General features: G+C 36.6%; 23 protein-coding genes. 20 read left to right on the forward strand and 3 right to left on the reverse strand.

Features of this window, described 5'->3' with window-relative positions; genetic code table 11:
* The first annotated feature begins 4 nt into the window (after positions 1-4).
* Positions 5-1,204, forward strand: a complete 1,200-nt coding sequence (gene spn, locus D1868_RS02095; protein ID WP_156005126.1) for a bifunctional sugar-1-phosphate nucleotidylyltransferase/acetyltransferase — start codon at positions 5-7, stop codon at positions 1,202-1,204.
* On the opposite strand, the gene D1868_RS02100 is transcribed toward spn, so the two are convergent.
* Positions 1,194-2,396: a redox-regulated ATPase YchF gene (locus tag D1868_RS02100; RefSeq protein WP_156005127.1), complete on the reverse strand. Its 1,203-nt coding sequence runs from the start codon at positions 2,394-2,396 to the stop codon at positions 1,194-1,196. The two genes, spn and D1868_RS02100, sit on opposite strands and share 11 nt — an antisense overlap.
* 62 nt (positions 2,397-2,458) lie before the next feature.
* Here D1868_RS02100 and D1868_RS02105 point away from each other — a divergent pair, with 62 nt between their 5' ends.
* From D1868_RS02105 to xpf, 13 genes are all read left to right on the forward strand, one after another.
* Positions 2,459-3,109 (forward strand): 50S ribosomal protein L15e, encoded by a 651-nt coding sequence (locus D1868_RS02105; RefSeq protein WP_156007921.1) that lies wholly within the window; start codon positions 2,459-2,461, stop codon positions 3,107-3,109.
* Positions 3,106-3,552, forward strand: a complete 447-nt coding sequence (locus D1868_RS02110) for an RNA-binding domain-containing protein (protein ID WP_156005128.1) — start codon at positions 3,106-3,108, stop codon at positions 3,550-3,552. The genes D1868_RS02105 and D1868_RS02110 overlap by 4 nt, the downstream gene beginning before the upstream one ends.
* Positions 3,521-4,081 carry an RNase P p30-like protein gene (locus D1868_RS02115; RefSeq protein ID WP_156005129.1) on the forward strand — a complete coding sequence of 187 codons (561 nt, stop codon included), beginning with the start codon at positions 3,521-3,523 and terminating at the stop codon, positions 4,079-4,081. The genes D1868_RS02110 and D1868_RS02115 overlap by 32 nt, the downstream gene beginning before the upstream one ends.
* Positions 4,059-4,478, forward strand: coding sequence for an Rpp14/Pop5 family protein (locus tag D1868_RS02120; RefSeq protein WP_156005130.1), 420 nt, complete (start codon positions 4,059-4,061; stop codon positions 4,476-4,478). The genes D1868_RS02115 and D1868_RS02120 overlap by 23 nt, the downstream gene beginning before the upstream one ends.
* Positions 4,479-4,571: 93 nt before the next feature.
* Positions 4,572-5,300, forward strand: coding sequence for an archaeal proteasome endopeptidase complex subunit alpha (gene psmA / locus D1868_RS02125; RefSeq protein ID WP_156005131.1), 729 nt, complete (start codon positions 4,572-4,574; stop codon positions 5,298-5,300).
* Positions 5,301-5,318: 18 nt separating this feature from the next.
* Positions 5,319-6,020 (forward strand): ribosome assembly factor SBDS, encoded by a 702-nt coding sequence (locus tag D1868_RS02130; protein ID WP_156005132.1) that lies wholly within the window; start codon positions 5,319-5,321, stop codon positions 6,018-6,020.
* A complete protein-coding gene (rrp4, locus tag D1868_RS02135) occupies positions 6,021-6,776 on the forward strand; it encodes an exosome complex RNA-binding protein Rrp4 (protein ID WP_156005133.1) in 756 nt (251 codons plus the stop codon).
* Positions 6,742-7,473 carry an exosome complex exonuclease Rrp41 gene (rrp41, locus tag D1868_RS02140; RefSeq protein ID WP_156005134.1) on the forward strand — a complete coding sequence of 244 codons (732 nt, stop codon included), beginning with the start codon at positions 6,742-6,744 and terminating at the stop codon, positions 7,471-7,473. The genes rrp4 and rrp41 overlap by 35 nt, the downstream gene beginning before the upstream one ends.
* Before the next feature lie 5 nt (positions 7,474-7,478).
* Positions 7,479-8,306: an exosome complex protein Rrp42 gene (gene rrp42 / locus D1868_RS02145; protein ID WP_156005135.1), complete on the forward strand. Its 828-nt coding sequence runs from the start codon at positions 7,479-7,481 to the stop codon at positions 8,304-8,306.
* A 14-nt stretch (positions 8,307-8,320) separates the two neighbouring features.
* Entirely contained in the window at positions 8,321-8,533 is a 213-nt protein-coding gene (locus D1868_RS02150; RefSeq protein WP_156005136.1) for a 50S ribosomal protein L37ae, read from the forward strand.
* Positions 8,514-9,050, forward strand: a complete 537-nt coding sequence (locus tag D1868_RS02155; protein WP_156005137.1) for a Brix domain-containing protein — start codon at positions 8,514-8,516, stop codon at positions 9,048-9,050. Before D1868_RS02150 ends, D1868_RS02155 begins: the two co-directional genes overlap by 20 nt.
* Before the next feature lie 212 nt (positions 9,051-9,262).
* The gene (locus D1868_RS02160; protein WP_156005138.1) at positions 9,263-9,640 is read left to right on the forward strand and encodes a prefoldin subunit beta; all 378 of its coding nucleotides are present in this window, start codon (positions 9,263-9,265) and stop codon (positions 9,638-9,640) included.
* A 27-nt stretch (positions 9,641-9,667) separates the two neighbouring features.
* Positions 9,668-10,375 carry a 3'-flap repair endonuclease Xpf gene (gene xpf, locus D1868_RS02165; RefSeq protein ID WP_156005139.1) on the forward strand — a complete coding sequence of 236 codons (708 nt, stop codon included), beginning with the start codon at positions 9,668-9,670 and terminating at the stop codon, positions 10,373-10,375.
* A 1-nt stretch (position 10,376) separates the two neighbouring features.
* Here the strand turns inward: xpf and D1868_RS02170 are convergent, their stop codons facing one another.
* Positions 10,377-11,372: an NAD(P)/FAD-dependent oxidoreductase gene (locus tag D1868_RS02170; RefSeq protein ID WP_156005140.1), complete on the reverse strand. Its 996-nt coding sequence runs from the start codon at positions 11,370-11,372 to the stop codon at positions 10,377-10,379.
* A 213-nt stretch (positions 11,373-11,585) separates the two neighbouring features.
* Between D1868_RS02170 and D1868_RS02175 the strand changes: the two genes are divergently transcribed.
* Together D1868_RS02175 and D1868_RS02180 are read left to right on the forward strand one after the other, a co-directional pair.
* Positions 11,586-13,799: an elongation factor EF-2 gene (locus tag D1868_RS02175; RefSeq protein WP_156005141.1), complete on the forward strand. Its 2,214-nt coding sequence runs from the start codon at positions 11,586-11,588 to the stop codon at positions 13,797-13,799.
* Positions 13,800-13,805: 6 nt separating this feature from the next.
* Positions 13,806-14,531, forward strand: coding sequence for an HAD family hydrolase (locus tag D1868_RS02180; protein WP_156005142.1), 726 nt, complete (start codon positions 13,806-13,808; stop codon positions 14,529-14,531).
* Here the strand turns inward: D1868_RS02180 and D1868_RS02185 are convergent.
* Positions 14,528-15,928 (reverse strand): M28 family peptidase, encoded by a 1,401-nt coding sequence (locus tag D1868_RS02185; RefSeq protein WP_156005143.1) that lies wholly within the window; start codon positions 15,926-15,928, stop codon positions 14,528-14,530. The two genes, D1868_RS02180 and D1868_RS02185, sit on opposite strands and share 4 nt — an antisense overlap.
* A 4-nt stretch (positions 15,929-15,932) precedes the next feature.
* Here D1868_RS02185 and D1868_RS02190 point away from each other — a divergent pair, with 4 nt between their 5' ends.
* Genes D1868_RS02190 through D1868_RS02205 form a run of 4 tightly spaced genes read left to right on the forward strand, consistent with a single transcriptional unit; the run spans position 15,933 to position 21,533 of the window.
* Positions 15,933-16,541, forward strand: coding sequence for a DUF447 domain-containing protein (locus D1868_RS02190; protein ID WP_156005144.1), 609 nt, complete (start codon positions 15,933-15,935; stop codon positions 16,539-16,541).
* Between the two features lie 11 nt (positions 16,542-16,552).
* The gene (gene leuB, locus D1868_RS02195; protein WP_156005145.1) at positions 16,553-17,566 is read left to right on the forward strand and encodes a 3-isopropylmalate dehydrogenase; all 1,014 of its coding nucleotides are present in this window, start codon (positions 16,553-16,555) and stop codon (positions 17,564-17,566) included.
* Positions 17,567-17,625: 59 nt separating this feature from the next.
* On the forward strand, positions 17,626-20,772 hold the full coding sequence (gene ileS / locus D1868_RS02200; RefSeq protein ID WP_156005146.1) for an isoleucine--tRNA ligase: 3,147 nt from the start codon (positions 17,626-17,628) through the stop codon (positions 20,770-20,772).
* Positions 20,769-21,533, forward strand: a complete 765-nt coding sequence (locus D1868_RS02205; protein WP_231112426.1) for a putative RNA uridine N3 methyltransferase — start codon at positions 20,769-20,771, stop codon at positions 21,531-21,533. Before ileS ends, D1868_RS02205 begins: the two co-directional genes overlap by 4 nt.
* Positions 21,534-21,578 lie beyond the last annotated feature (45 nt).

A 21,578-nucleotide genomic window follows, 5' to 3' on the forward strand; every position in this document is an offset into this window, starting at 1 on the left:
TTTTATGAAAGCTGTAATATTAGCTGCAGGTCAGGGTGAAAGATTAGAACCTATTACTCATACTCGCCCTAAACCTTTTATTCCTATCTTAGATAAACCCTTGATTCTTGATACGATAGAGCAAATAAGGAAGTACGTAAGTGAGGTTTTTGTCGTAATAAGTCCTAGCCATAAAGAATATTTCGAAAAAAACATAAGTGGTGTAACGCTAATCGAACAGAAGGAAGGAAAAGGAACTGGAGCTGCACTGAAAGCTGTATCTTCAGTAATTAATGATGACTTTATCTTGATTTATGGTGACGTATTTATAGGAGATAAGAGTGTTCTTAAGCAATTCTTAAGCGAAAAAAACGCAATCCTTGGCGTAGAGGTGAAGAATCCTAAGGACTACGGAGTTCTGGTAATGAACAACGGTAACTTATCAAAAATAGTAGAAAAGCCAGAAATACCGCCTTCTAACCTTATCAACGGAGGGATCTACAAGTTTTCTCCTGACATATTTGCCTACCTAGATAAAATTTCCTTATCCGAAAGAGGTGAGCTAGAACTTACTGATGCCGTGACAATGCTAGCTAAAGAATCACAAGTCAAGGTTATTAGATATCAAGGATTTTGGATAGATATAGGGAAGCCGTGGAACATATTAGACGTGAATAAATGGGTTTTAGACAATTTACCTTCCAGTGAAAATTTCGGTAAAGTAGAAGAAAATGTAAAAATTAAGGGAAAGGTTGTCATTGGAGATGGAGTAGAAATAAAATCCGGTACATATATAGAAGGACCAGTTTTTATAGGGGAAGGAAGTGTTATCGGTCCCAACTCTTATCTACGTCCTTATACTGTTCTAGTAAAAAATAATAAGGTAGGTAATGCTGTGGAGATAAAGGAGAGCGTAATCATGGAAGAAAGTAAAATCCCTCATTTAAGTTATGTAGGGGACTCTGTTATTGCTGAAGACGTGAATTTTGGGGCTGGTACTCTAATCGCTAACCTGAGGTTTGATGAGAATGAAGTAAAGGTTAATATCAAAGGTAAAAAAGTAGGAAGCGGACGAAAAAAACTTGGTGCTATAATAGGAGGTCACGTGAGAACGGGTATAAATGTTACAATTCTACCCGGTGTTAAGATAGGAGCTTATGCTAGGATATATCCTGGGGCTGTAGTAAATAGAGATGTAGGGCTTGGTGAATTTTTCAGGGCTTAGCAGTAGATGAAACTATTTTTATTATATCGTTATTTTGTAACTTATAATCATCTCCTACTCTCATTTTGTTTCTAACATTTATTGCATAGAGAAAACCTTTGGCAAGCTCAGAGTGTATTTCTTGAGCTAAATCTTTCGGCGTGGATCCTTTTCGTATTAATATCGCGTCCGGAAGTACGTTACCATTATGGTCGGTTAACTTTTTCTCGTCCTCTACGGGATAAACAACTATCATTCCCAGAGCATCAAATACAGCTGAGTTTATCGCCTGCTGAACTCCGGTGCTCCCGTACTCCTCTAAAACGTTTTTCTTTATATAATCTAATGCGTCTCTCTGTTTTTGAGGGAGTTGTTTTAGCACCTTAAAGTCTCTTTCACCTGGAATATATTCTATCAAGCCGCTCTTAGCGGCTTTTCTTAGAGCTAATTCTGCCTCTGCGCTAGTTGGTATTACCCACTTGTATTTTTTAGTAAGTTTTTGGATAAATTGTTTTGCTTCTGGGATATCTGACTTGTTTGCTGCTATGATAATAGGTTTAGAAATTTCCCTAAGTTTTTTACTGAAATTTCTGAGATCTTCTTCACTCCATTGCATTAATTTTAGATTTTCTAACTTTGTTTCTCTGAGTGTTTCTATAATGTGATATTTGTTAATTGATAGCCCTGATAGCTTAGATAAAAGCTCGTCTACGGGATCTCTGTTAGTGAGATCGACAGTTCTTGCAAACTTTTGCCAATCTTTAGATATAATAGAGAAGAACCATTCCTCAATTTCTTTTTCTATGAAACTTATGTCTTCTTCAGGATCCCTTACACCCGGTTTTACTGGAATTCCTTCTTCATTTGTACTGCCGCTAGCATCTACTACATGAATTAGCACGTCAGCTTTTCTCAAATCGTCAAGGAATTTATTTCCTAATCCTCTTCCCTCATGCGCACCTGGAATTAACCCCGCCACATCTACTAGCTTGACTGGAATAAAGCGATAATCGTTGATGCATATTGAATTTCTGGGGTTACATTTAACATTAAACTCTTTATGTACACAGAGTTGTTTTACGTATGCAACACCTACGTTAGGTTCAATAGTTACGAAAGGTCTATTAGCTATCTCTACATCTAACATAGTTGCAGCTGCAAAAAATGTACTTTTCCCTACGTTCGTTTTTCCTATCAGTCCTATAGTTATCATTCAAGATATTATCGGACAAATGAGTTTATTAATTAGTTGTTGATTAAGTGAGTAGAAGAATTATGGCATTATCAATGTATAGTTACATAGAAGCGACATGGCAAAAAGAGGAGTGGAAAAAGAGTGTGCTGAGGAAAAGGTTAATAGAATGGAGAAGAGATGAAGCTATTGTAAGAATAGAGAAGCCGACTAGATTAAATAGAGCGAGGGCTTTAGGTTACAAGGCTAAGCAAGGTTTTGTAGTGGTCAGAGTCAGAGTAAGAAGAGGAGGTTTAAATAAGCCTAGACCTAACAGCGGCAGGAGACCCAAAAGAATGGGTGTTTATGGATACTCTCCATCTAAGGGATATAGGTGGATTGCCGAAGAAAGAGCTGCAAGAAAGTTCCCCAACTTAGAAGTCTTAGGTAGTTATTATGTCGGAGAGGACGGTTTATATAAATACTATGAGATAATAATGGTCGATCCAAACCACCCAGTCATTAAGGCTGATCCTAACTTAAAGTGGTTACAAGACCCTGCTAATAGGAAGAGGGTATTTAGAGGTTTAACAAGTGCTGGAAAGAAAGCTAGAGGATTAAGGAAGAGTAGAGGGTTAAAAGGAACGATATCACATAAATGGAAGAAGAAACAGAAGGAGAGAGAACTAAAGAAAAGACACGAAGCTTCAAAGTACTATAGATTGCAGAATTTCGATAAGATACCTGGGAAATGAAGGTAGCTTTTGTTTCAATTTCTGTATTTTGTCACGAAACAGAAGATAGAAATAAAATACTTAGCTCATTAGAGTCCTTTTTTAGCTTAGACAATGCCGAAGTCAAGGATAGCGTAGTTCAAGGCCACTACGGCAATAGAATTGAAATTATAGAATACAAAATGAAAGGAAGGGAGGCTCAAAATGTTTTCGAGAAGATTCTTAACTCATTAGACAAGATGGATCTAATTTTGTTAGCGTCTACTTTACAGTCAAGGACTGACAAAGGAAAATTACATTTAAGGATAGATAAACAGAGATTTATAGAGGAAAATAAGATTTTCCTAAGAGATGGAGATGATGTTATAAAATTAGTAATATCCTTTAAGAACTTTAGGAATACAGATGAAATTGTTGAAGAGCTGAAATATCTTGTTAGTAGAGACCTGCGTAAAGACAATTGAATTAAGAGAGTATGCTAAAAAACTGGGTTACGATGAAGTTCTTTCGGAGGATAAGTACGACTTCAGATATAGACTTTCTTTGGAATTAAGTTCTAAAGAGGAGATAGCTAAGTATATACGTAAGATTAAAGATAATAAGGTAATCTTGTTCGTAAAGCCACTATCATTTGAGGTTTTTAAGTATTCTTTACAATCTCCCAAAGTAGCAGCTTTAATACTAGACAGAAAAAACATAGGACTAATTGGTAAGAAGGGTAGTTTGAATTTAATAAGACAAGCCAAGAAGCCGGTTGAAATACAGTTAAAAAACCTAGAGATAGACGTCATCTACAAAGTAATCCAGTGGAATAAATGGATTGAATATCCTATCCTCTCATCTTGTGCTTCAAAGTTTAATGAAATATGGTCTCCATTATCAAAATTTTCCCTCTTAGTAACATTGGGTGCTAATGAGAGCGACGCGTTAAAGTGGATTTATAATAACCCTACATTACTAATTGGTAATTATGATAGGACAACTACTTATTGATGTCGTTATATTTATCTGGCTTGTCATTCTCACACTATACTCTATTAAGTATAAGGTGATATATTTCAAAAAATTGAGGGCTAGTAAAAACGTTAAGGTGAAAAGATATATAGTTTTCGAAATGATTCCTACTACTTTTCCACAAGCGGAATTAGAATTGGCAATTCGTAATGCTGTAAAGGAATTGGGAGGTAAGACTTGGCTAGAAATTTCTAACCCGAAAGTGATCTTAATTTACCAAAATTACGGGGTTATAGCAAGTACCAGAGCTGGATACAAAATAGTTATCGCTAGTCTACCTCTCGTAAAGAGCATTAACGGGCAAGAAGTTTTACTAGTTCCTAGAAGGACTACAGGAAGTTTAAAAAGGGCAAAGAAACTAATAGGTATTGGATGATGACGCCGTCCCAGACTGTAAGAATGATGTGTACGCGACGAGCTGAATAACACTTTTTTACCTAAAGTATGTACTCATAATTGGGAGAAAAAATTGGCATTTGGACCAGCTGCAATGGGATATGATAGAGCTATAACAATATTCTCTCCAGATGGCTCATTATACCAAGTAGATTATGCATTTGAAGCTGTAAGAAAAGGATGGACTACTTTGGGAGTTAAAACAAAGTCTGCAGTAGTACTATTATCAGAGAAAAAGAAAGCAACACAATTATTAGATGTTGACAATATAGAGAAAGTTTACCTGCTAGATGATCATGTAGGTTGTAGTTTTGCCGGTTTAGCTTCCGATGGCAGAATTTTAATTGACTATGCTAGATCTCAAGCATTACAGCATAGGTTAATTTATGACGAGCCTATAAATATTGACTATTTGACTAAACTTGTAGCTGATATAAAGCAAGCTTATACACAACACGGTGGAGTAAGACCCTTTGGTGTAGCACTGATAATCGGCGGAGTTGACAAAGGAGGAATACCAAAATTACTTATGACGGAGCCTAGCGGTCAGTTCATGCCTTATTATGCAGTAGCAATTGGACAAGGAGGTTCTGTGGCAACTGAGTATCTAGAGAAGAATTATAAAGAAGATTTATCAGTGGAAGATACGATACTTTTAGCACTTAGGGCTTTAGCTTCTACGTTAAAACCTGGTGAGAAATTAACTTCCTCTACAGTAGAAATAGGCTATGCCTCTACAGATGTCGGAATTTTCAGGAAGATGACGTTTGAGGAAAGAACTTCTATTTTACAGAAGTTATAGGGGGGCGTTAAGAAATATATGACGAAAAAGGAGGAAATGGTTATTGCTAGATACGAACACGGGGGAGAAAGGTTTGAAATATTAGTGAGACCGAAAGAGGCTATGGATTTAAGAAATGGGAAGAGTGTTAGCTTGTCTGACGTAGTCATTTCAGATACTATTTATAAAGATATTAAAAAAGGTTTGAAAGCATCGCCTTCTTCCCTAAAGAAAGTATTTGGAACTACTGATTTTGAAGAAGTGGCTAGGCAGATAATACTAAAAGGTGAGATACCGCTAACAGCAGAACAAAGAAAGGAAATACTAGAGAATAAAAGAAAACAAGTGATAGATTATATAGCGAGGAACGCGATAGATCCAAAAACTAATTTACCAATTCCTAGAACTAGAATAGAAATGGCTATGGAACAAGCTAAAGTTCAAATCGATCCAAATAAGGACGTCGAGGGACAAGCTTTACAGATTGTAAAGGAAATAGCTAAAGTAATTCCTATAAAGATAGCGAAGGCTTTAATTGAGATAAAAGTAGATCCTAAATACAGTTCAAAGGTTAAGTCCCAGTTACATAATTTGGGAGAGGTAAAGAAGACTAATTGGCTAGGAGATGGGACATTAGTAGCTGAAATAGAGATACCAGCTGGTGCTCAACAAGAAGTTATAGATAAACTAAATTCTCTAACTAAAGGAGAGGTTGAAGTAAAAATTGTTCTGGTGAAATAGATGGTAGAAAATTCAGGTTCTAAAATTTTCTATCAAGATAGGAGTATTGTTACACCTGGTGATTTAATAGCTGAAGGAGAATTCCAAGTTCCGTGGTCTCCTTATTTTTACAAGATAGGTAATAAGTATTATTCAGCAATTACGGGGCTTCTCAGTGTGAAAGAAGGAAATATTTTCGAGGTAATACCTCTTGAGGGTCAGCGTTATTATCCTAGAATCGGGGATACAGTAATAGGTTTGATTGAGGATATAGAAATATATGGATGGATAGTTGATATTAAATCTTTTTATTCTGCCTATTTACCAGCGTCTTCCTTGCTAGGAAGGGCAATAGCACCGGGAGAAGATCTGAGGAGGTTTCTAAACATAGGTGATTATATATTAGCAAAGGTTGAAGCATACGATAGGACAATTAATCCAGTTTTAACAGTTAAAGGTAAAGGATTAGGTAGAATATCTTCTGGGATTATAGTGGAGATCTCTCCTGCTAAAGTACCAAGAGTTATAGGTAAAAATAAGAGTATGTTAGAGGTTTTAACATCAGAGACTGGTTGTGATATCCAAGTAGCTCAGAACGGGAGAATTCTCGTAAAATGTGCAAATAGCTTAAGTGAAGAAGCGTTAATAAGTGCGATCAACGCCATTCAATCAGAGTCGCATATAAAAGGCTTAACAGAAAGAATAAGAGCTTATTTGAGAGAGAAATTAGGTGGGAGTAAAAATGATGCAAGTGCAGAAGCCAAGACTAATACTTGAAAATGGGCTAAGGACTGACGGTAGAAGACCTGACGAGATGAGGCCCATAAAAATAGAATTGGGAGTATTGAAAAACGCAGATGGTTCGGCTATTTTTGAAATGGGTAATACGAAAGTACTAGCGGCTGTTTATGGACCAAAGGAGATGCATCCAAGGCATTTAGCTTTGCCAGATAGGGCATCTTTGAGAGTAAGATATCATATGACACCTTTTTCGACAGATGAGAGGAAAAATCCGGCACCCAGTAGACGTGAAATTGAGTTATCTAAAGTTATAAGAGAGGCCTTAGAGTCTACAGTATTAACCGAATTATTTCCGAGAACAGTTATAGATATCTTTATGGAAGTCTTACAAGCAGATGCAGGAACTAGGTTAGTCTCTCTTATGGCAGCATCGATGGCTTTAGCTGATGCTGGTATACCTTTGAGGGATTTGATAGCAGGAGTGGCAGTAGGAAAAGCCGATGGAATAATAGTTTTAGATCTTAATGAGCCGGAAGATATGTGGGGAGAAGCTGATATGCCTATCGCAATGCTTCCCTCTTTAGGACAAGTTGCTTTGCTTCAACTTAACGGTAATATGACTCCTGAAGAGTTTAGGAAAGGTCTTGAACTTGCACAAAAAGGGATTAATGTTGTTTATAATTTACAAAAGGATGCTTTGAGGAAGAAGTATGCAGAATATAAGGAGGAGTAGAAAAAATGTCAATAACACCTTCTAATCAAAACATAGTTCCGTTTGTTAAAAAGGAGAGTATACTAGCAGCATTAGATAGAGGAGTTAGGATAGACGGCAGAAAGTTGAATGAGTATAGAAAACTTTCAATAACTTTGGGATATGCAAAGAAAGCCGAAGGTTCAGCCCTAGTTAAGTTAGGTGACACTACTGTTTTAGCTGGTGTAAAACTAGAAGAAGAGGAACCATTTCCAGATACTCCAAATCAAGGTAATTTGGTCGTTAACGTTGAGTTATTACCATTAGCTTATGAAACTTTTGAACCAGGCCCACCAGACGAGAATGCTATTGAGTTAGCTAGAGTAGTTGATAGAAGTCTAAGGGATTCCAAAGCAGTAGATCTTTCAAAATTAGTGATTATCCCTGGTAAAAAAGTATGGACAGCATGGGTTGACGTTTATGTACTTAATTATGACGGGAATATTCTTGATGCTTGTACTTTAGCTTCAGTGGCCGCGTTGTATAATACAAAGTTACCAAAGGTAGAGGTTGAGGGAGAGAATGTTCGCATTATAAGAGAGGAAAAAACTGATATTATTCCGATTAATTATCCAGTTGTTACTGTAACTGCAGCGAAAATAGGAAATCATATTATTGTAGATCCGAACATTGATGAGGAAAGTATAGCTGATGTGAAATTATCAATCTCATATACTAGAGATGGTAGGATAGTTGGTATGCAGAAGAACTTCAGTGGTAGTCTAACTTTGCAAGATGTAGATATGATGGAGAATATAAGTAGGAGTACAGCTCAGTATTTATTCGAAGAACTTAAAAAGTACCTTAACCTTTAAGAGTGTGAAGAAGTATGGGGAAAGTTACCGGAATAGCAGGTAGATTTGGACCGAGATATGGTTCATCGCTGAGGAAAAAGTGGAAAGAGATAATGGAGAAAAGGTATAAAGATCATCAATGTCCTGTGTGTAAAACTACCGGTAAGGTAGTCAGGTTAGCGGCCGGTATATGGTATTGTGAGAAGTGCGGCGCAAAGTGGGCGGGGCTTGCCTATACGCCGTACTAGAGTTATTCTCACGTCTACTAGAGACGCCCCTGTTAGAGTTAGATCGTTTTTGAATGAACTCGAAGATGTTATACCTTTTTCAAGGCGTATAAACAGAGGTAGGCAAGGCCTAGATGCGATTCTTAGGAAAGCCAAGTTTTTTCAAGCATCGTATCTTGTGGTTGTTGGGATAAGAAAGGGTAATCCCTGGTTTTTTCTAGTTTATGATCTCTATACCTCTTCTCTAAAGTATAACCTTAGAATTTTAGGAGTAACATTGAGGAAAGAAATACTAAAGGTCGAAAAAGATTCAAAAAAAGTAAGAAAAGGATGTATAGGGTCAATAGAACATGATATAATAAAGAAACTGCTATTAGATTTAGGCTATTATTCGATATCTTCATGTGATGCATATGCATATGGCGAGGTGATTATCACTGAAGATGATAGGAAGTTGTATCAAGTAAAGTTCTTAGATAACCAAAATAATATTTTGGGTCCTATAATTAGGTTTGATTATAATGAAGGTATTGATTGAAATCAAATTTGAGAATATAGATGACAGCTTGAGGAAAATTTTGTTTAATTCGATATTATTGGAGAAGGTAGATCAAAGAGTAGTAAATATTGACAAGGATAAAAGTCTTATTGTAATAAGTGCTAATTCGATAAGCAGGGGAAGAGCTATAATGAACTCTTATATATCCTGGATATACACAATAATAGAGACATTAAACAAGGTGAAAAATAATGACCGAAAGAATACCCCCCGAGCTTAAGGCCGAGATTGTAAAACTTCAGCAATTACAAGATCAACTTAATAGAGTGTTAACAGAGAAAAGTGTTATAGATAATCAATTACGTGAAGTAAATAAAGTTTTACAAGAATTAACTCAGCTACCTTCCGATGCTATAGTATATAAAATGGTAGGAAACTTATTAGTTAAGGTCAATAAAGATGACATTCAGAAAGAACTAGACGAACAGAAGACTATACTTGAGTTAAGGTCAAGGACTTATCAGAACCAAGAGGCTAAGTTGAGAGCACAACTCGAAGAGAGGCAAAAGAAGGTCAACGAATTAATGGCTAAGTATTATCCACAAGGCAGTGGAGTACCAAAGGCTTAAGTAGTCATTACAACGATTTTTTATACTGTGTTACGCATTTATGCAGACTATAGGGAAAAGGAAAGTGGGATTCCAGATCTTCTTAAAGATTTTGGTGTGGTCGTTGTTTTAGAAAATCTAAGCGTTGCAGATTATGTTATATCCGAGAGGATCGGGGTAGAAAGGAAGTCGGTTTCTGACTTAGTAGCTTCAGTTTATGACAAGAGGTTTTTCGACCAGTTGTCAAGGCTGAAGGAAGCTTATGAAGAACCCTTCTTACTCGTTGAAGGGAAGCTGGATTATGTGAGAAATATTACGGATAAATGGGACGCAATAAATGCTGCCCTTATATCCGCATTAGTGGACTACGGAGTTAGGATTATCTATTCTACGAGCAAAAGAGATACTGCTTATATTCTATATAAACTAGCTGATAAAGTAGTAAATTATCAAGATAATAGATATAGAAGTATTATCAATCTTCATGATAAGCCTAAGTTTGAGAGCTTGAAAGATATACAAATATACGTTGTGGAGTCTTTGCCTCATGTAGGTAGTAAATTAGCGCCTAAGCTTTTAGAAAAATTTGGTTCAATAGAGGGATTGTGCAAGGCCTCTATTACAGAACTGGAAAAAGTAATAGGGAGCAGAAAAAGAGCTGAAGAAATTTACAGAGTTCTTCATACAAAGTATGTTGTTGCTGATAGCAAAAATAAGCAGGAGAAAAAATCAGGAGGAATATTAGATTTTCTTTAAGTTATAATCTTAATTGTACACTGAATTTCTTTTTCTCGGCCTTCCAATCAACATTGACCGGTGGTAAGCCAGATTTACTCCTAAGATAATTGTATGCTGATAAGGCTGCCTTAACTCCCTCCGCTGCTGCTACTACTGCTTGCTTGTAGGGAGTTGATGTCACATCACCAGCCGCAAATACGCCCTCCATACTTGTTTTTCCTAGCTCATCAACTATAATTTCTCCTTTATCATTTAATTTCACTAAATCTTTTACAAAGTCAGTTCTCAGCTCATAACCCATCTCGATAATAACTCCTTCTACCTCTAGCACCTCAGTCTTTTCGTCTTTTAAGTTACTTATCACTATTCTAGAAACTTTCTGATCTCCTTGTATTTCCTTTACAGTATACCCTAAATATAACCTTATATTATTGTTACTAAGTACACTCTTAACTAGATTTTCGTCTGAACCTACCAACACTGTGGATCTGGATATATAATAAGCTGGCTTTGCATATCTGGAAAGTAACTCTATTGCCTCTAACCCCGGTTCTCCTTCACCTACTACAGCCGCAGGTTTGTCTTTAAAGAAAGCGGCATCGCATATTGCACAATATGACACACCTTTTCCTTTAAATTCTTGTTCTCCTTTCACATGAAGTTCTCTAGGAGTTTTACCGAATGCAAGGATCAAAGTCTTTGCTATATACTCTCCTTTTATTCCCTTTACTAAGAAAATATCTCCTTTTTTCTCGATCTTATTTATTTCTTCTCCATAAATAAACGTAGCTCCGAATTTTTTAGCCTGCTTCTCTACTTTTTGAGCTAAGGCAAGCCCAGTAGACGACTCTATTGCGGGATAATTCTCTATAAGTTCGGTCAACGTAAGTTGACCCCCTAAATCTTTTGACACTACTAATGTCTTCATTTTCTGTCTTGCTGTATAAAGGGCTGCACTCAAACCTGCTATTCCGGCTCCAATTATGATCACATCATATACAATATTTTCGCTCATATATTGATTAAGTAAGTTCTTATAATAAAAATTTAATTTATGAAACAATCTTATTGGATATTTTGATTCATATATTGAGTAAAATTGATAATCAATGAACTTTAATTAATTATTCTTACAGTTGAGAAAGTTACAAACTATCGTAAGTATAACTCCCAATACACTTTAATATTCAAACTCATTACTTACTAACTAAATACGGTGATATAAGCCTTGCCACGTTATAAGACAGTAGAACAAGTACTGTCTTTAATGAAAGATGTAACAAGAGTTAGAAATATCGGTATAATTGCTCATGTAGATCACGGTAAAACTACAACGAGTGATACATTATTAGCAGCATCAGGAATTATTTCCCAGAAAGTTGCTGGTGAGGCATTAGCTTTAGATTATCTATCTGTAGAGCAACAAAGGGGTATCACTGTAAAGGCTGCTAACGTCAGCCTCTACCACGAGGTTGAAGGTAAAGGTTACGTAATTAACTTGATTGATACACCGGGTCACGTAGATTTTAGCGGTAGAGTAACTAGAAGTCTTAGAGTTTTAGACGGATCCATTGTTGTTGTTGACGCAGTAGAAGGAGTAATGACACAGACAGAAACAGTATTGAGGCAGAGTCTTGAAGAAAGGGTAAGACCTATTCTATTTATAAACAAAGTAGATAGATTGGTAAAAGAGCTAAAACTTAGTCCTCAAGAAGTTCAGAAGAAACTTACGGATCTGATAATGGAAGTTAACAACTTAATAGAGATGTATGCCGAACCAGAATTTAAAGAGCAATGGAGAATTAGACCAGAACTAGGTAACGTGGTATTTGGTTCAGCTAAGGATAAGTGGGGATTCACGGTCCCCATGGCAGCTAAAAAGGGAGTCAAATTCAGTGATGTAGTAAACGCTTACTCAAGCGGAGATAAATCAAAGATCGAAGAACTAAGTACAAAATCTCCCATACATGAGGCACTTCTAGACACTGTAATTAGGTTAGTTCCGAACCCGAGAGAGGCTCAGAAGTATAGAATTCCGAAGATATGGAAAGGTGACTTAGACAATGATTTAGTAAAGGCGATGCTCAATGCAGATCCTAACGGACCTATAGTACTCATGATCAACGATATGAAAGTCGACCCTCATGCTGGTCTTGTTGCTACTGGTAGAGTGTTCTCAGGAACTTTGAGAGCTGGAGAAGAAATCTGGCTTGTGAACGCTAAGAAGCAGCAAAGAGTTTTACAAGTAAGTCTTTACATGGGTGCAACGAGGGAATTAGCCGAAGAGATTCCAGCAGGTAATATTGCAGCTGCACTAGGTCTTGACGCAGCAAGGTCAGGTGAAACAGCAATAGATGTGAAGTTCAAAGACGCTAATTTCGGAAGCTTTGAGAGCCTACACTACGTTTCAGAGCCAGTAGTAACTATTTCAGTAGAACCGAAGAATCCGAAAGACTTAACTAAGATGATTGATGCATTAAGAAAGCTAAGTATTGAAGACCCGAACTTAGTTGTAAAAATTAATGAGGAGACTGGCGAATATTTGCTTTCAGGTATGGGATTCCTTCATTTAGAAGTATCGTTACAGCTACTAAAAGAGAATTACGGTGTAGACGTAGTAACAACACCACCAATTATAGTTTATAGAGAGAGCATAAGAGCTAAGAGTCAAGTGTTTGAAGGTAAGTCGCCCAATAAGCACAATAAGTTGTATATAAGCGTAGAGCCGTTAAATAATGAGACTATCGAGCTTATTGCGAACGGTACAATAAAGGAGGATATGGACAATAAAGAGATGGCTAAGATATTGAGAGATAATGCTGGTTGGGACTATGACGAGGCTAAAAAGATAGTGGCAATTGATGAAAACATAAACGTCTTCGTTGATGCAACTAGTGGTGTACAACACCTGAGAGAAGTAATGGACACTATAATCCAAGGATATAGGCTAGCTATGAGAGAGGGTCCATTAGCATTTGAACCCGTTAGAGGAGTAAAAGTAGTGCTTCACGATGCAATAATACATGAAGACCCAGCCCATAGAGGCCCAGCTCAGTTATACCCAGCAGTGAGAAATGCGATTTTTGCGGGCTTCCTAACCGCTAAGCCCACGTTGTTAGAACCTTTACAGAAGCTTGACATAAGAGTACCAATGGAGTACGTAGGTAATGTATCTGGAGTTATAACTAGGAAGAGAGGAAAAGTACTTGATATGACTCAAAGTGGGAACGTTGCCAGAATTACCGCTGAGATCCCAGTATCAGAGTCTTTCGAATTAGCCAGTGAATTGAGAGCAGCAAGTGCGGGTAGAGCATTCTGGGGAACTGAGTTTAGCAGATGGGCTCCAGTTCCGGACAGCTTACTAACTGATATCATTATGAAGATAAGAGAGAGAAAAGGAAAGCCCAAGCAATTACCTAAAGTTGAGGACTTCTTATCGTGATTTTATATGGAAGAGATTAACGTTTTTAGAAATACTAATGCTATTTTTTTCGACTTTGATAATACATTGGTCTCTTTTGAGGAAAAATCTCACGAAGCATTACAGAAGGTGATAGATGATATTTACAATTACGTAGTAGAGAATTATTCAAATAATAAGCTTGAAAAAAATGAAATTAAAAAAGTTGTTTTTGAGATAGCTAAGTCTTTAGATGAAGAAGGTGTTTATGACAGAAAAATATGGTGGCAGACAGCTTTAGATAGGTTGGGAATCAAAGCAGGGATGGAGGATTTATACGAATGGACGCAAATTTATTGGAGCATTGCATCCAATAACGTACCTTACGAGGATGCAATAGACCTTATTGAGTACTTAAAGAAGAAAGGTTTCAAACTAGGCATAATAACAAATAGTGATGGAGAGTGGGGAGATAAGAAATCAAGGCTTTCAAAGTTTCCTCTAATTTCTTATTTCGACATAATCATCATAGGAGGAGAAAATAATATCAAGCCTAAGCCTAATGTAGAACCGTTTATAGTTGCTTGTGAAAAGATGGGCCTTAATACTAGTTCATGCGTTATGGTAGGCGACGATCCAGTAAAGGATTGTTTAGCGGCTAAAAAAGCAGGATTAAGAGCTATACTTGTTGATAGAAAAGGGCAAGTTAAATACGCAGAATTATATGCAGATTATGTCGTGAATAGTCTAAAGGAATTAGAAGAAATATTCTAGAATATATCTGATAACAGAGCACTAAATTTTTTAGTCTCTTCTCTATATAGACGATTTAAATACATGGAATAATTGGCTTCGTTAGAACCTTCTTTGTGTTCTATTTCTCCAAAGTCTTCTAGTGCTACATAAACATCAAAGTAACTTTCTTTTATCCCCTTAAGCGTATGGAATATTGTGGTTTTTATTTTTCCGTTAGAATAGAGGATTGATTTATAAAGAGGAAGAAGTGCATTATAATCAAATCTTTTACCTTCAATGTTAGTAAGTAGTGTTTTAATTTCTACGGGTAGTTCAATAACTTGGTTTTTAATATAGTTCATAAAAACTTCCAATGAAGTTAGCCTAGTATTCCTTAAGGTGTTTGTTATCAAAGGGATAATCTTATCCTCTATTATTTTCGCCTCCTCTTCTGTTAATATATCGTGACTAGAATGATAATACTTGTAATTTATGGAATGAAAGGATATGGTTGGGATTCCAGCACTTAAGAATCTATAACTATCTGTGTAAGGCGACGGATAACTCACATCTGTGATGCTATTAGAAAGGGGTATAGACAATATTGGCGTGTAGTATACATAGAGAGAGTCGGTTATATTATCAAGCGAAATAACAAACTTTGTACCTTCAAGACTCTTTGCATTATTTTTCACGAACGTTTTAGAGCTACATGCCCACGAGAAACTTTCAAAATAACAACCGCTCTCTTCCGCAGTAAATGATATAGCATGGATTTCATTATCATACTTTTCGTTCATGAGTTCGGTCAGTAACGCTACTCCAACGAGATCGTCATGCTCACCGTAAAACCAATGGTCGTGATGCGCAGTAACATATATTTTTTCATCATTCTTTCCGTTAGATATACCTTCTATATTGTAACCAATAGAATTTTTAAAGATATTCTCAGTATAGAATCTGCATTTACCTTTAAGAAATTTAAGCGCATTTTGGGTTACGAAAAATGCTGGAGTATAAGGTGGAGGTTGAGGAGAATTCTGAAGTAATATTCTATTTTTCAAAACTACCTTTCGTAAAGTCTCATCGTTTAATGTAAAAATTAGTACTTTTCCTTCGTTACTAAGTAATCCATATTTTACGCTTAGTTCCGTCAAGTTACTCAAACTAATTATCTTATAATTCTCAGTCTCAAGATCGGCTGAAGGTGAGTAAGGTAGTGTAACTATCTCGCTTTTAGGAACTTTTCCTTCCTCACATTCTACTTCTAGTTCCTTATTAGACCAACTAAGGACTTCAGTTGGGTATATCTTAATTTCATCGAAGTGAGACTCAAACTGAGCTTTAATTTGCTTTACAAGGTATTTTTCTTTCTTATCTCCGCTAACTACTTCCCCATATCGTGAAAGCTCTTTTACCTTTTCATATAATCCCATATTTATGAGTGTAGGTGAAGATTACATAAATAAGGTATTCCCTCATAATGGAGTTTTTGAGATCATACTTGGAACCTCAGGTATATCTGAAAATCTTTCTCCTATTGGTATAATTAGAGATGGAGATAATTACTTTTCAAAAATTTTTAGGAATACGCTAACTTATTATAATCTAAAAGCCAGAAACTCATGCATAATTAACGTTACTCGCGATCCTATGATTTTCTATAAACTTTTATTTAACGAAAAGAGTCCTGACTTAGGGGAAAGAGTATACGACGGTATCCCTTACTTAGAAAATTCCATAAGTATTCTTTCAAACTGCGAAGAGGTGGAAGTAAAAGAGGAATTCTCTATTTTCAAGTATAGATTTGTAAAAATAGTTAACGAAGGGGCTATCTATGAGGCGTTCAGTAGGAGTGATTCACTATTCATTGATCTACTTGTACATGTAACGAGACTTGATATTTACTCAAAGGAGGAATTGGAAACGTATTCAACAGTGATACAATATGAAGTGAAAACTATAGCGAGACTATCTCCTAATCTTTTGGAAATTCTTAAGGATCTTGTCGCATTAATTAATGCCAAAGGGTTAAAAATCAGTTTATAATGTTTATCATAATGAGCTTTACAGTAGCCCTTATTCAAGGAGATGGAATAGGTCCAGAATTAGTGTCAAAGTCAAAAATAATCTTAGCTAAACTCAATGAACTATACGGTTTACCTATAAACTACGTAGAGGTAGAGGCCGGTGATAGGGCTCTAGCTAAATACGGGGAGGCATTACCTAAAGAAAGTCTTAAAATTATAGATAAGGCTGATATGATCCTTAAGGGACCCGTAGGGGAGTCGGCTGCTGATGTAGTTGTAAAACTAAGACTTATGTATGATATGTACGCCAACTTAAGGCCTGCTAGGTCTCTACCAAATGTTGAAAGTAAGTTCTCGAATGTAGACATTTTGGTTGTAAGAGAAAATACGGAGGATCTTTATAAGGGCTTTGAGTATATTGCGGCTGACGGGGTAGCGGTAGGTATGAAAATAATTACATGGAAAGCCTCAGTGAGAATAGCCCAAGTGGCGTTAAATGAAGCTTTAAAAAGAAAGAAGAAAGTAACATGCGTTCACAAATCTAATGTAATGAGAGTTACTGACGGTTTATTTGCAGAGGCATGTAGAAGTGTGCTAAAAGGTAAAGTCGACTATTCTGAGATGTACGTTGATGCGGCTGCCGCTAATTTGGTGAGAAATCCTAATATGTTTGATGTAATTGTTACAGAGAACGTTTATGGGGATATACTAAGTGATGAGGCTGGACAAATAGCTGGAAGCTTGGGTATATCTCCTTCTGCAAATATTGGGGATAAAAAGTCTTTATTCGAACCCGTTCATGGTGCCGCTTTTGATATTGCTGGCAAAAACATAGCAAATCCTACGGCATTCTTGTTGTCTGTGGCGATGATGCTAGATAGGATGTATGATTTATCTAAAGAGGATAGATATGCAAAAGCTGCAGATGCTCTGCGTAATGCTATTTATAAAGTATACGAGGAAAAGAAATACCTAACTCCTGATGTAGGGGGTAACAGTACCACGGACGAGCTGATAAATGCGATTTCCCGTTATCTAAGTTAATGCTTAAATAACGTTAGTTAATAATTCAAGTAAGGTGATGTAAATTATCTCAGCGTCAGATAAGACCCCTAAATTCTAAATTTGATCCTCTAAAAACGGAGGATGAAGTATTAAAATACTGGAATGATAATAATATATATAAAAAGCTTAAAGAATATAATAATAAATTACCGAGAAAGTTTTTGTTCATAGACGGACCTCCTTATCCTTCCAGCCCCATTCCTCACATAGGTACTGTATGGAATAAAGTGATAAAAGATTGCATATTACGCTACGAGAGATTAGCTGGTTATCGTACTTACGACCAGCCAGGCTACGATACTCATGGTCTACCAATAGAAGTTGCTACCGAAAAGCAATTAGGTATACAGAAAAAATCAGACATTATAGAAAAAATAGGGGTTGCAAACTTTATAAATAAATGCAGAGAGCTAGCGTTAACTAACGCCTCAGCCTTAACACAGAACTTTAAGAATGTTGGAGTCTTCATGGATTGGGATAAGCCTTACTATACTCTCGACAACACTTATATTTCGAACTCTTGGGCAGTAATAAAGAAGGCACATGAAAGAGGGCTTCTATATAGAGATGTCCACGTCTTGCATTGGTGTCCTAGATGCGAAACTACATTAGCAGATTATGAAGTTTCTGAGTACAGAGATCTCGAGGATCCCTCTATATATGTAAAGTTTAAGGTTAAAGGATCTCCGAATAAATATTTGCTTATATGGACTACTACGCCATGGACTATCCCCGCTAACGTATTTGTCATGATAAATAAAGAGTATGAGTATGCTGAGGTTGAAGTGAAGGGTGAGATTTTGATCATCGCAAAGGACAGAGTAAGAGAAGTTATGAAAGACGCCGAAATAACGGAGTATAAAGTAATAAGAACATTTAAGGGAAGTGAATTGATAGGGTTAGAATACGAGCACCCTCTACGAGATATAGTACCAGCACAATCTAAAGCTGAAGGATATCATAAAGTTGTTGATGCAGGCGAGAATGTAACCTTAACTGAAGGTACCGGACTGGTTCATTCAGCACCAGGTCACGGTGATGTAGACTTTGAAATAGGCAAAAAGTATAACATGCCCGTTCTCATGTTTGTTAATGACCAAGGAATCTACACTGAAGAGGCTGGTAAATACAAGGGTAAAAAGGTAAGGGAAGTTGGTGATGAAATAATAAATGACCTGAAGGAGAGGAATGCTTTACTGCACGCTGGAAAAATAATTCACAGATATCCGGTATGCTGGAGATGTAAGAGTCCATTAATACTAAGAGCTATAGAACAATGGTTTATCGGTGTGTCTAAACTCAAGAACGAACTTATGTCAGAAATTAACAACGTGAATTGGGTTCCCGAGTGGGGGAAGATCCGGATAGGAAATATGGTTAAGGAAATTAGAGATTGGGTCATAAGTAGGCAAAGATTCTGGGGAACACCCTTGCCTATATGGGTATGTCAGAAATGCGGTAATACAATAGTTGTGGGTAGTAAGGAAGAGCTGAAAAAAGTTGCAATAAACGAAGTACCCGAAGACCTTCATAGACCTTGGATAGATAATGTCAAAGTTAGGTGTAATAAGTGTGGAGGAGAAGCTGTAAGAGTTCCCGATGTTGCAGACGTGTGGTTTGACAGCGGTGTAGCATTCTTTGCAAGTTTAGGCGAGAATTGGGAAAAGACCTGGCAGGAGATAGGTCCAGTAGATCTTGTGTTGGAAGGGCATGACCAGCTTAGGGGTTGGTTCTTTAGCCTCTTAAGAGCTGGAGTTATATTACTAGATAAAGCTCCTTACAAATCGGTTTTAGTTCACGGGTTTATGCTTGATGAACAAGGAAGAGAGATGCATAAGAGCCTTGGGAACTATGTCGAGCCTTCTCAAGTGATCAGTAAGTACGGTAGAGACGTTCTGAGACTATGGCTATTGAGAAACACTACCTGGGAGGACGCTAAATTCTCGTGGAAGTCTTTAGATCTTACCAGGAGGGATCTTAACATAATATGGAACGTCTACGTTTTTGCATCAACTTATATGAACCTTGATAATTTCGATCCTAGTCAATATACTTTTGAATCATTAAAGCCGTACTTCAAACCAGAAGATAAATGGTTATTATCTAGGTACTACAGAATGTTAAGGGAAGTTACAGAAGCAATGAATAGCTATAAAGTTCATGAACTGGCTAATAAGGTTACGACGTTTATAACAGAAGATATAAGTAGGTTTTACCTTAGGTTAACCAGAAAGAGAGCATGGAATGAAGCTAATGACCCTGATAAAATAGCGATGTACTATGTATTGTATCAGGTTCTCAAAGGTTCGTTAATATTACTGTCTACAGTAACTCCCTTCATAGCGGAGAAAATTTATCATGACTTCGTCGTTGACGGATTGGAGTCAGTTAGTATGGAGAGGATACCAGAGGTAAAGGAAGAGTTTATTGATAAAGAGATAGAGGAGGCATTTGAACTAGCTAAAGAAATAGCTGAAGCTGGTCTTAATGCTAGAGCTAAAGCTGAGATAAAACTGAGGTGGCCAATAAAAGAAGCGTATATATTCTTAGTTTCCGAGCAAGATCTTAAGTTAGTTAGTAACATAGTTAATGTATTAAGGTCAATGCTTAACTCAAAAGAGGTTAAAGTAGAAGGCATCGAGGGCTATAAGAGATTTAGCAAAGTAAAGGCAGTTCCTAACAGAGGAACTATAGGTCCAGAATTCAAGAAACTATCAGCTAAGATAGTGTCCTATATAGAGGAGAACGGAGAAGATGTTGCAAATGATATTGTAAACAAAGGAATACACGAAGCAGTGGTCGAGGGACAACCCGTCCAAATAAAAGTAAATCACGTCAATATTGTAGAGGAAACTCAGCCCGGTTATGTTTCTGCAAGGTTCAATAAAGGTGTAATTGTAATCAATAAAGAAATCAGCAAGGAGGAAGAAGAGGAAGGAATAATTAGAGACCTTGTAAGGAGAATACAGTTTATGAGGAAGGAATTATCCCTTAATGTTAACGATTATATAAATCTTACAATAAAAGCGCCTGAAGAAAGAGTATCTATAATACATAAATGGTTCAATTATATAAAAGAAGAGACTAGAGCAAAAGAAATAACAATCGGTGAAGCAAAAGGAGAATTAATTAGAGAATGGGAAATAGAAGATGAAACATATACGATAGGAGTAAGTAAGGCTTGATTTTTCCCTACCCTAGAAGGAAAAAATTAATCGTTCTACTCTTTATCTCAATTTTAGACGTAGAGAGTTCACTGAGTGAGATCACCATAAAACTATCTTATATACTAAGAACTCTAGTCGAGTTTAGAGTAAGTGAAGTATTGTGGATATATGAGACCGAGAAAGAGAGGAAAGAATGGAGATTGATTAAAGAAATTTCTGACTATGCGCTTACACCTCCCTATTTAAAGAAGTACATTCCTAAAAGAAACTCTCTCTCTAAGGTCGGTCTTCTTCAACCTCTTAATATTCCATCTCATCAAGTTTCGTCAGAATTTATTGAAGGAGAGATCCGTATGGGTAAAAAGGGAGATTTCGGGCTTAGGTGCTTATACGATTATCTGGATTCTGATTATGTTGTAGTAAGTGATAGCTTGGCAAAGAAGGTCAAACCTTACCCCTTTTACCCTTATTATAAAGGGTTTACTTCTAGATTAATATCCTATCAACAGATGCTCGAGAAAGTAACTCATTCAGATAATGTAATTATAGCCAGTAGATCTGGAGCTAACCTAAGCCAAGTTGAAGATAAGATTAGAGAGGTATATGAAGAGAATGGGTTATATTTAGTAATTGGTCCTCCTAAACACGGGGTTTTGAGAGACTTACATGATTTTAAGGGGTTTATAGTAAATTTTATACCGAAACAAGGAGTTAAGGACGTGAGAGCTGAAGAAGCTCTGCACGCCTCCTTAGCTTTACTTAACTTCATACTGAATTAAAATAGTTACACTTATAAGCTAATGGAATTTAAGAAAGAGGGACTG

Origin of the sequence: Stygiolobus azoricus (genome assembly GCF_009729035.1) — an archaeon.
Classification (GTDB): Archaea; Thermoproteota; Thermoprotei_A; order Sulfolobales; family Sulfolobaceae; genus Stygiolobus; species Stygiolobus azoricus.

Coding starts and splice junctions, on each gene's coding strand:
- D1868_RS02120 (WP_156005130.1), top strand. CDS start 4,059: ATGATAGGACAACTACTTATTGATGTCGTTATATTTATCTGGCTTGTC.
- D1868_RS02100 (WP_156005127.1), bottom strand. CDS start 2,396: ATGATAACTATAGGACTGATAGGAAAAACGAACGTAGGGAAAAGTACA.
- D1868_RS02185 (WP_156005143.1), bottom strand. CDS start 15,928: ATGGGATTATATGAAAAGGTAAAAGAGCTTTCACGATATGGGGAAGTA.
- D1868_RS02190 (WP_156005144.1), top strand. CDS start 15,933: ATGAGTGTAGGTGAAGATTACATAAATAAGGTATTCCCTCATAATGGA.
- rrp42 (WP_156005135.1), top strand. CDS start 7,479: ATGTCAATAACACCTTCTAATCAAAACATAGTTCCGTTTGTTAAAAAG.
- rrp4 (WP_156005133.1), top strand. CDS start 6,021: ATGGTAGAAAATTCAGGTTCTAAAATTTTCTATCAAGATAGGAGTATT.
- D1868_RS02130 (WP_156005132.1), top strand. CDS start 5,319: ATGACGAAAAAGGAGGAAATGGTTATTGCTAGATACGAACACGGGGGA.
- D1868_RS02160 (WP_156005138.1), top strand. CDS start 9,263: ATGACCGAAAGAATACCCCCCGAGCTTAAGGCCGAGATTGTAAAACTT.
- D1868_RS02105 (WP_156007921.1), top strand. CDS start 2,459: ATGGCATTATCAATGTATAGTTACATAGAAGCGACATGGCAAAAAGAG.
- D1868_RS02110 (WP_156005128.1), top strand. CDS start 3,106: ATGAAGGTAGCTTTTGTTTCAATTTCTGTATTTTGTCACGAAACAGAA.
- D1868_RS02180 (WP_156005142.1), top strand. CDS start 13,806: ATGGAAGAGATTAACGTTTTTAGAAATACTAATGCTATTTTTTTCGAC.
- D1868_RS02150 (WP_156005136.1), top strand. CDS start 8,321: ATGGGGAAAGTTACCGGAATAGCAGGTAGATTTGGACCGAGATATGGT.
- spn (WP_156005126.1), top strand. CDS start 5: ATGAAAGCTGTAATATTAGCTGCAGGTCAGGGTGAAAGATTAGAACCT.
- D1868_RS02170 (WP_156005140.1), bottom strand. CDS start 11,372: ATGAGCGAAAATATTGTATATGATGTGATCATAATTGGAGCCGGAATA.
- rrp41 (WP_156005134.1), top strand. CDS start 6,742: ATGATGCAAGTGCAGAAGCCAAGACTAATACTTGAAAATGGGCTAAGG.
- leuB (WP_156005145.1), top strand. CDS start 16,553: ATGAGCTTTACAGTAGCCCTTATTCAAGGAGATGGAATAGGTCCAGAA.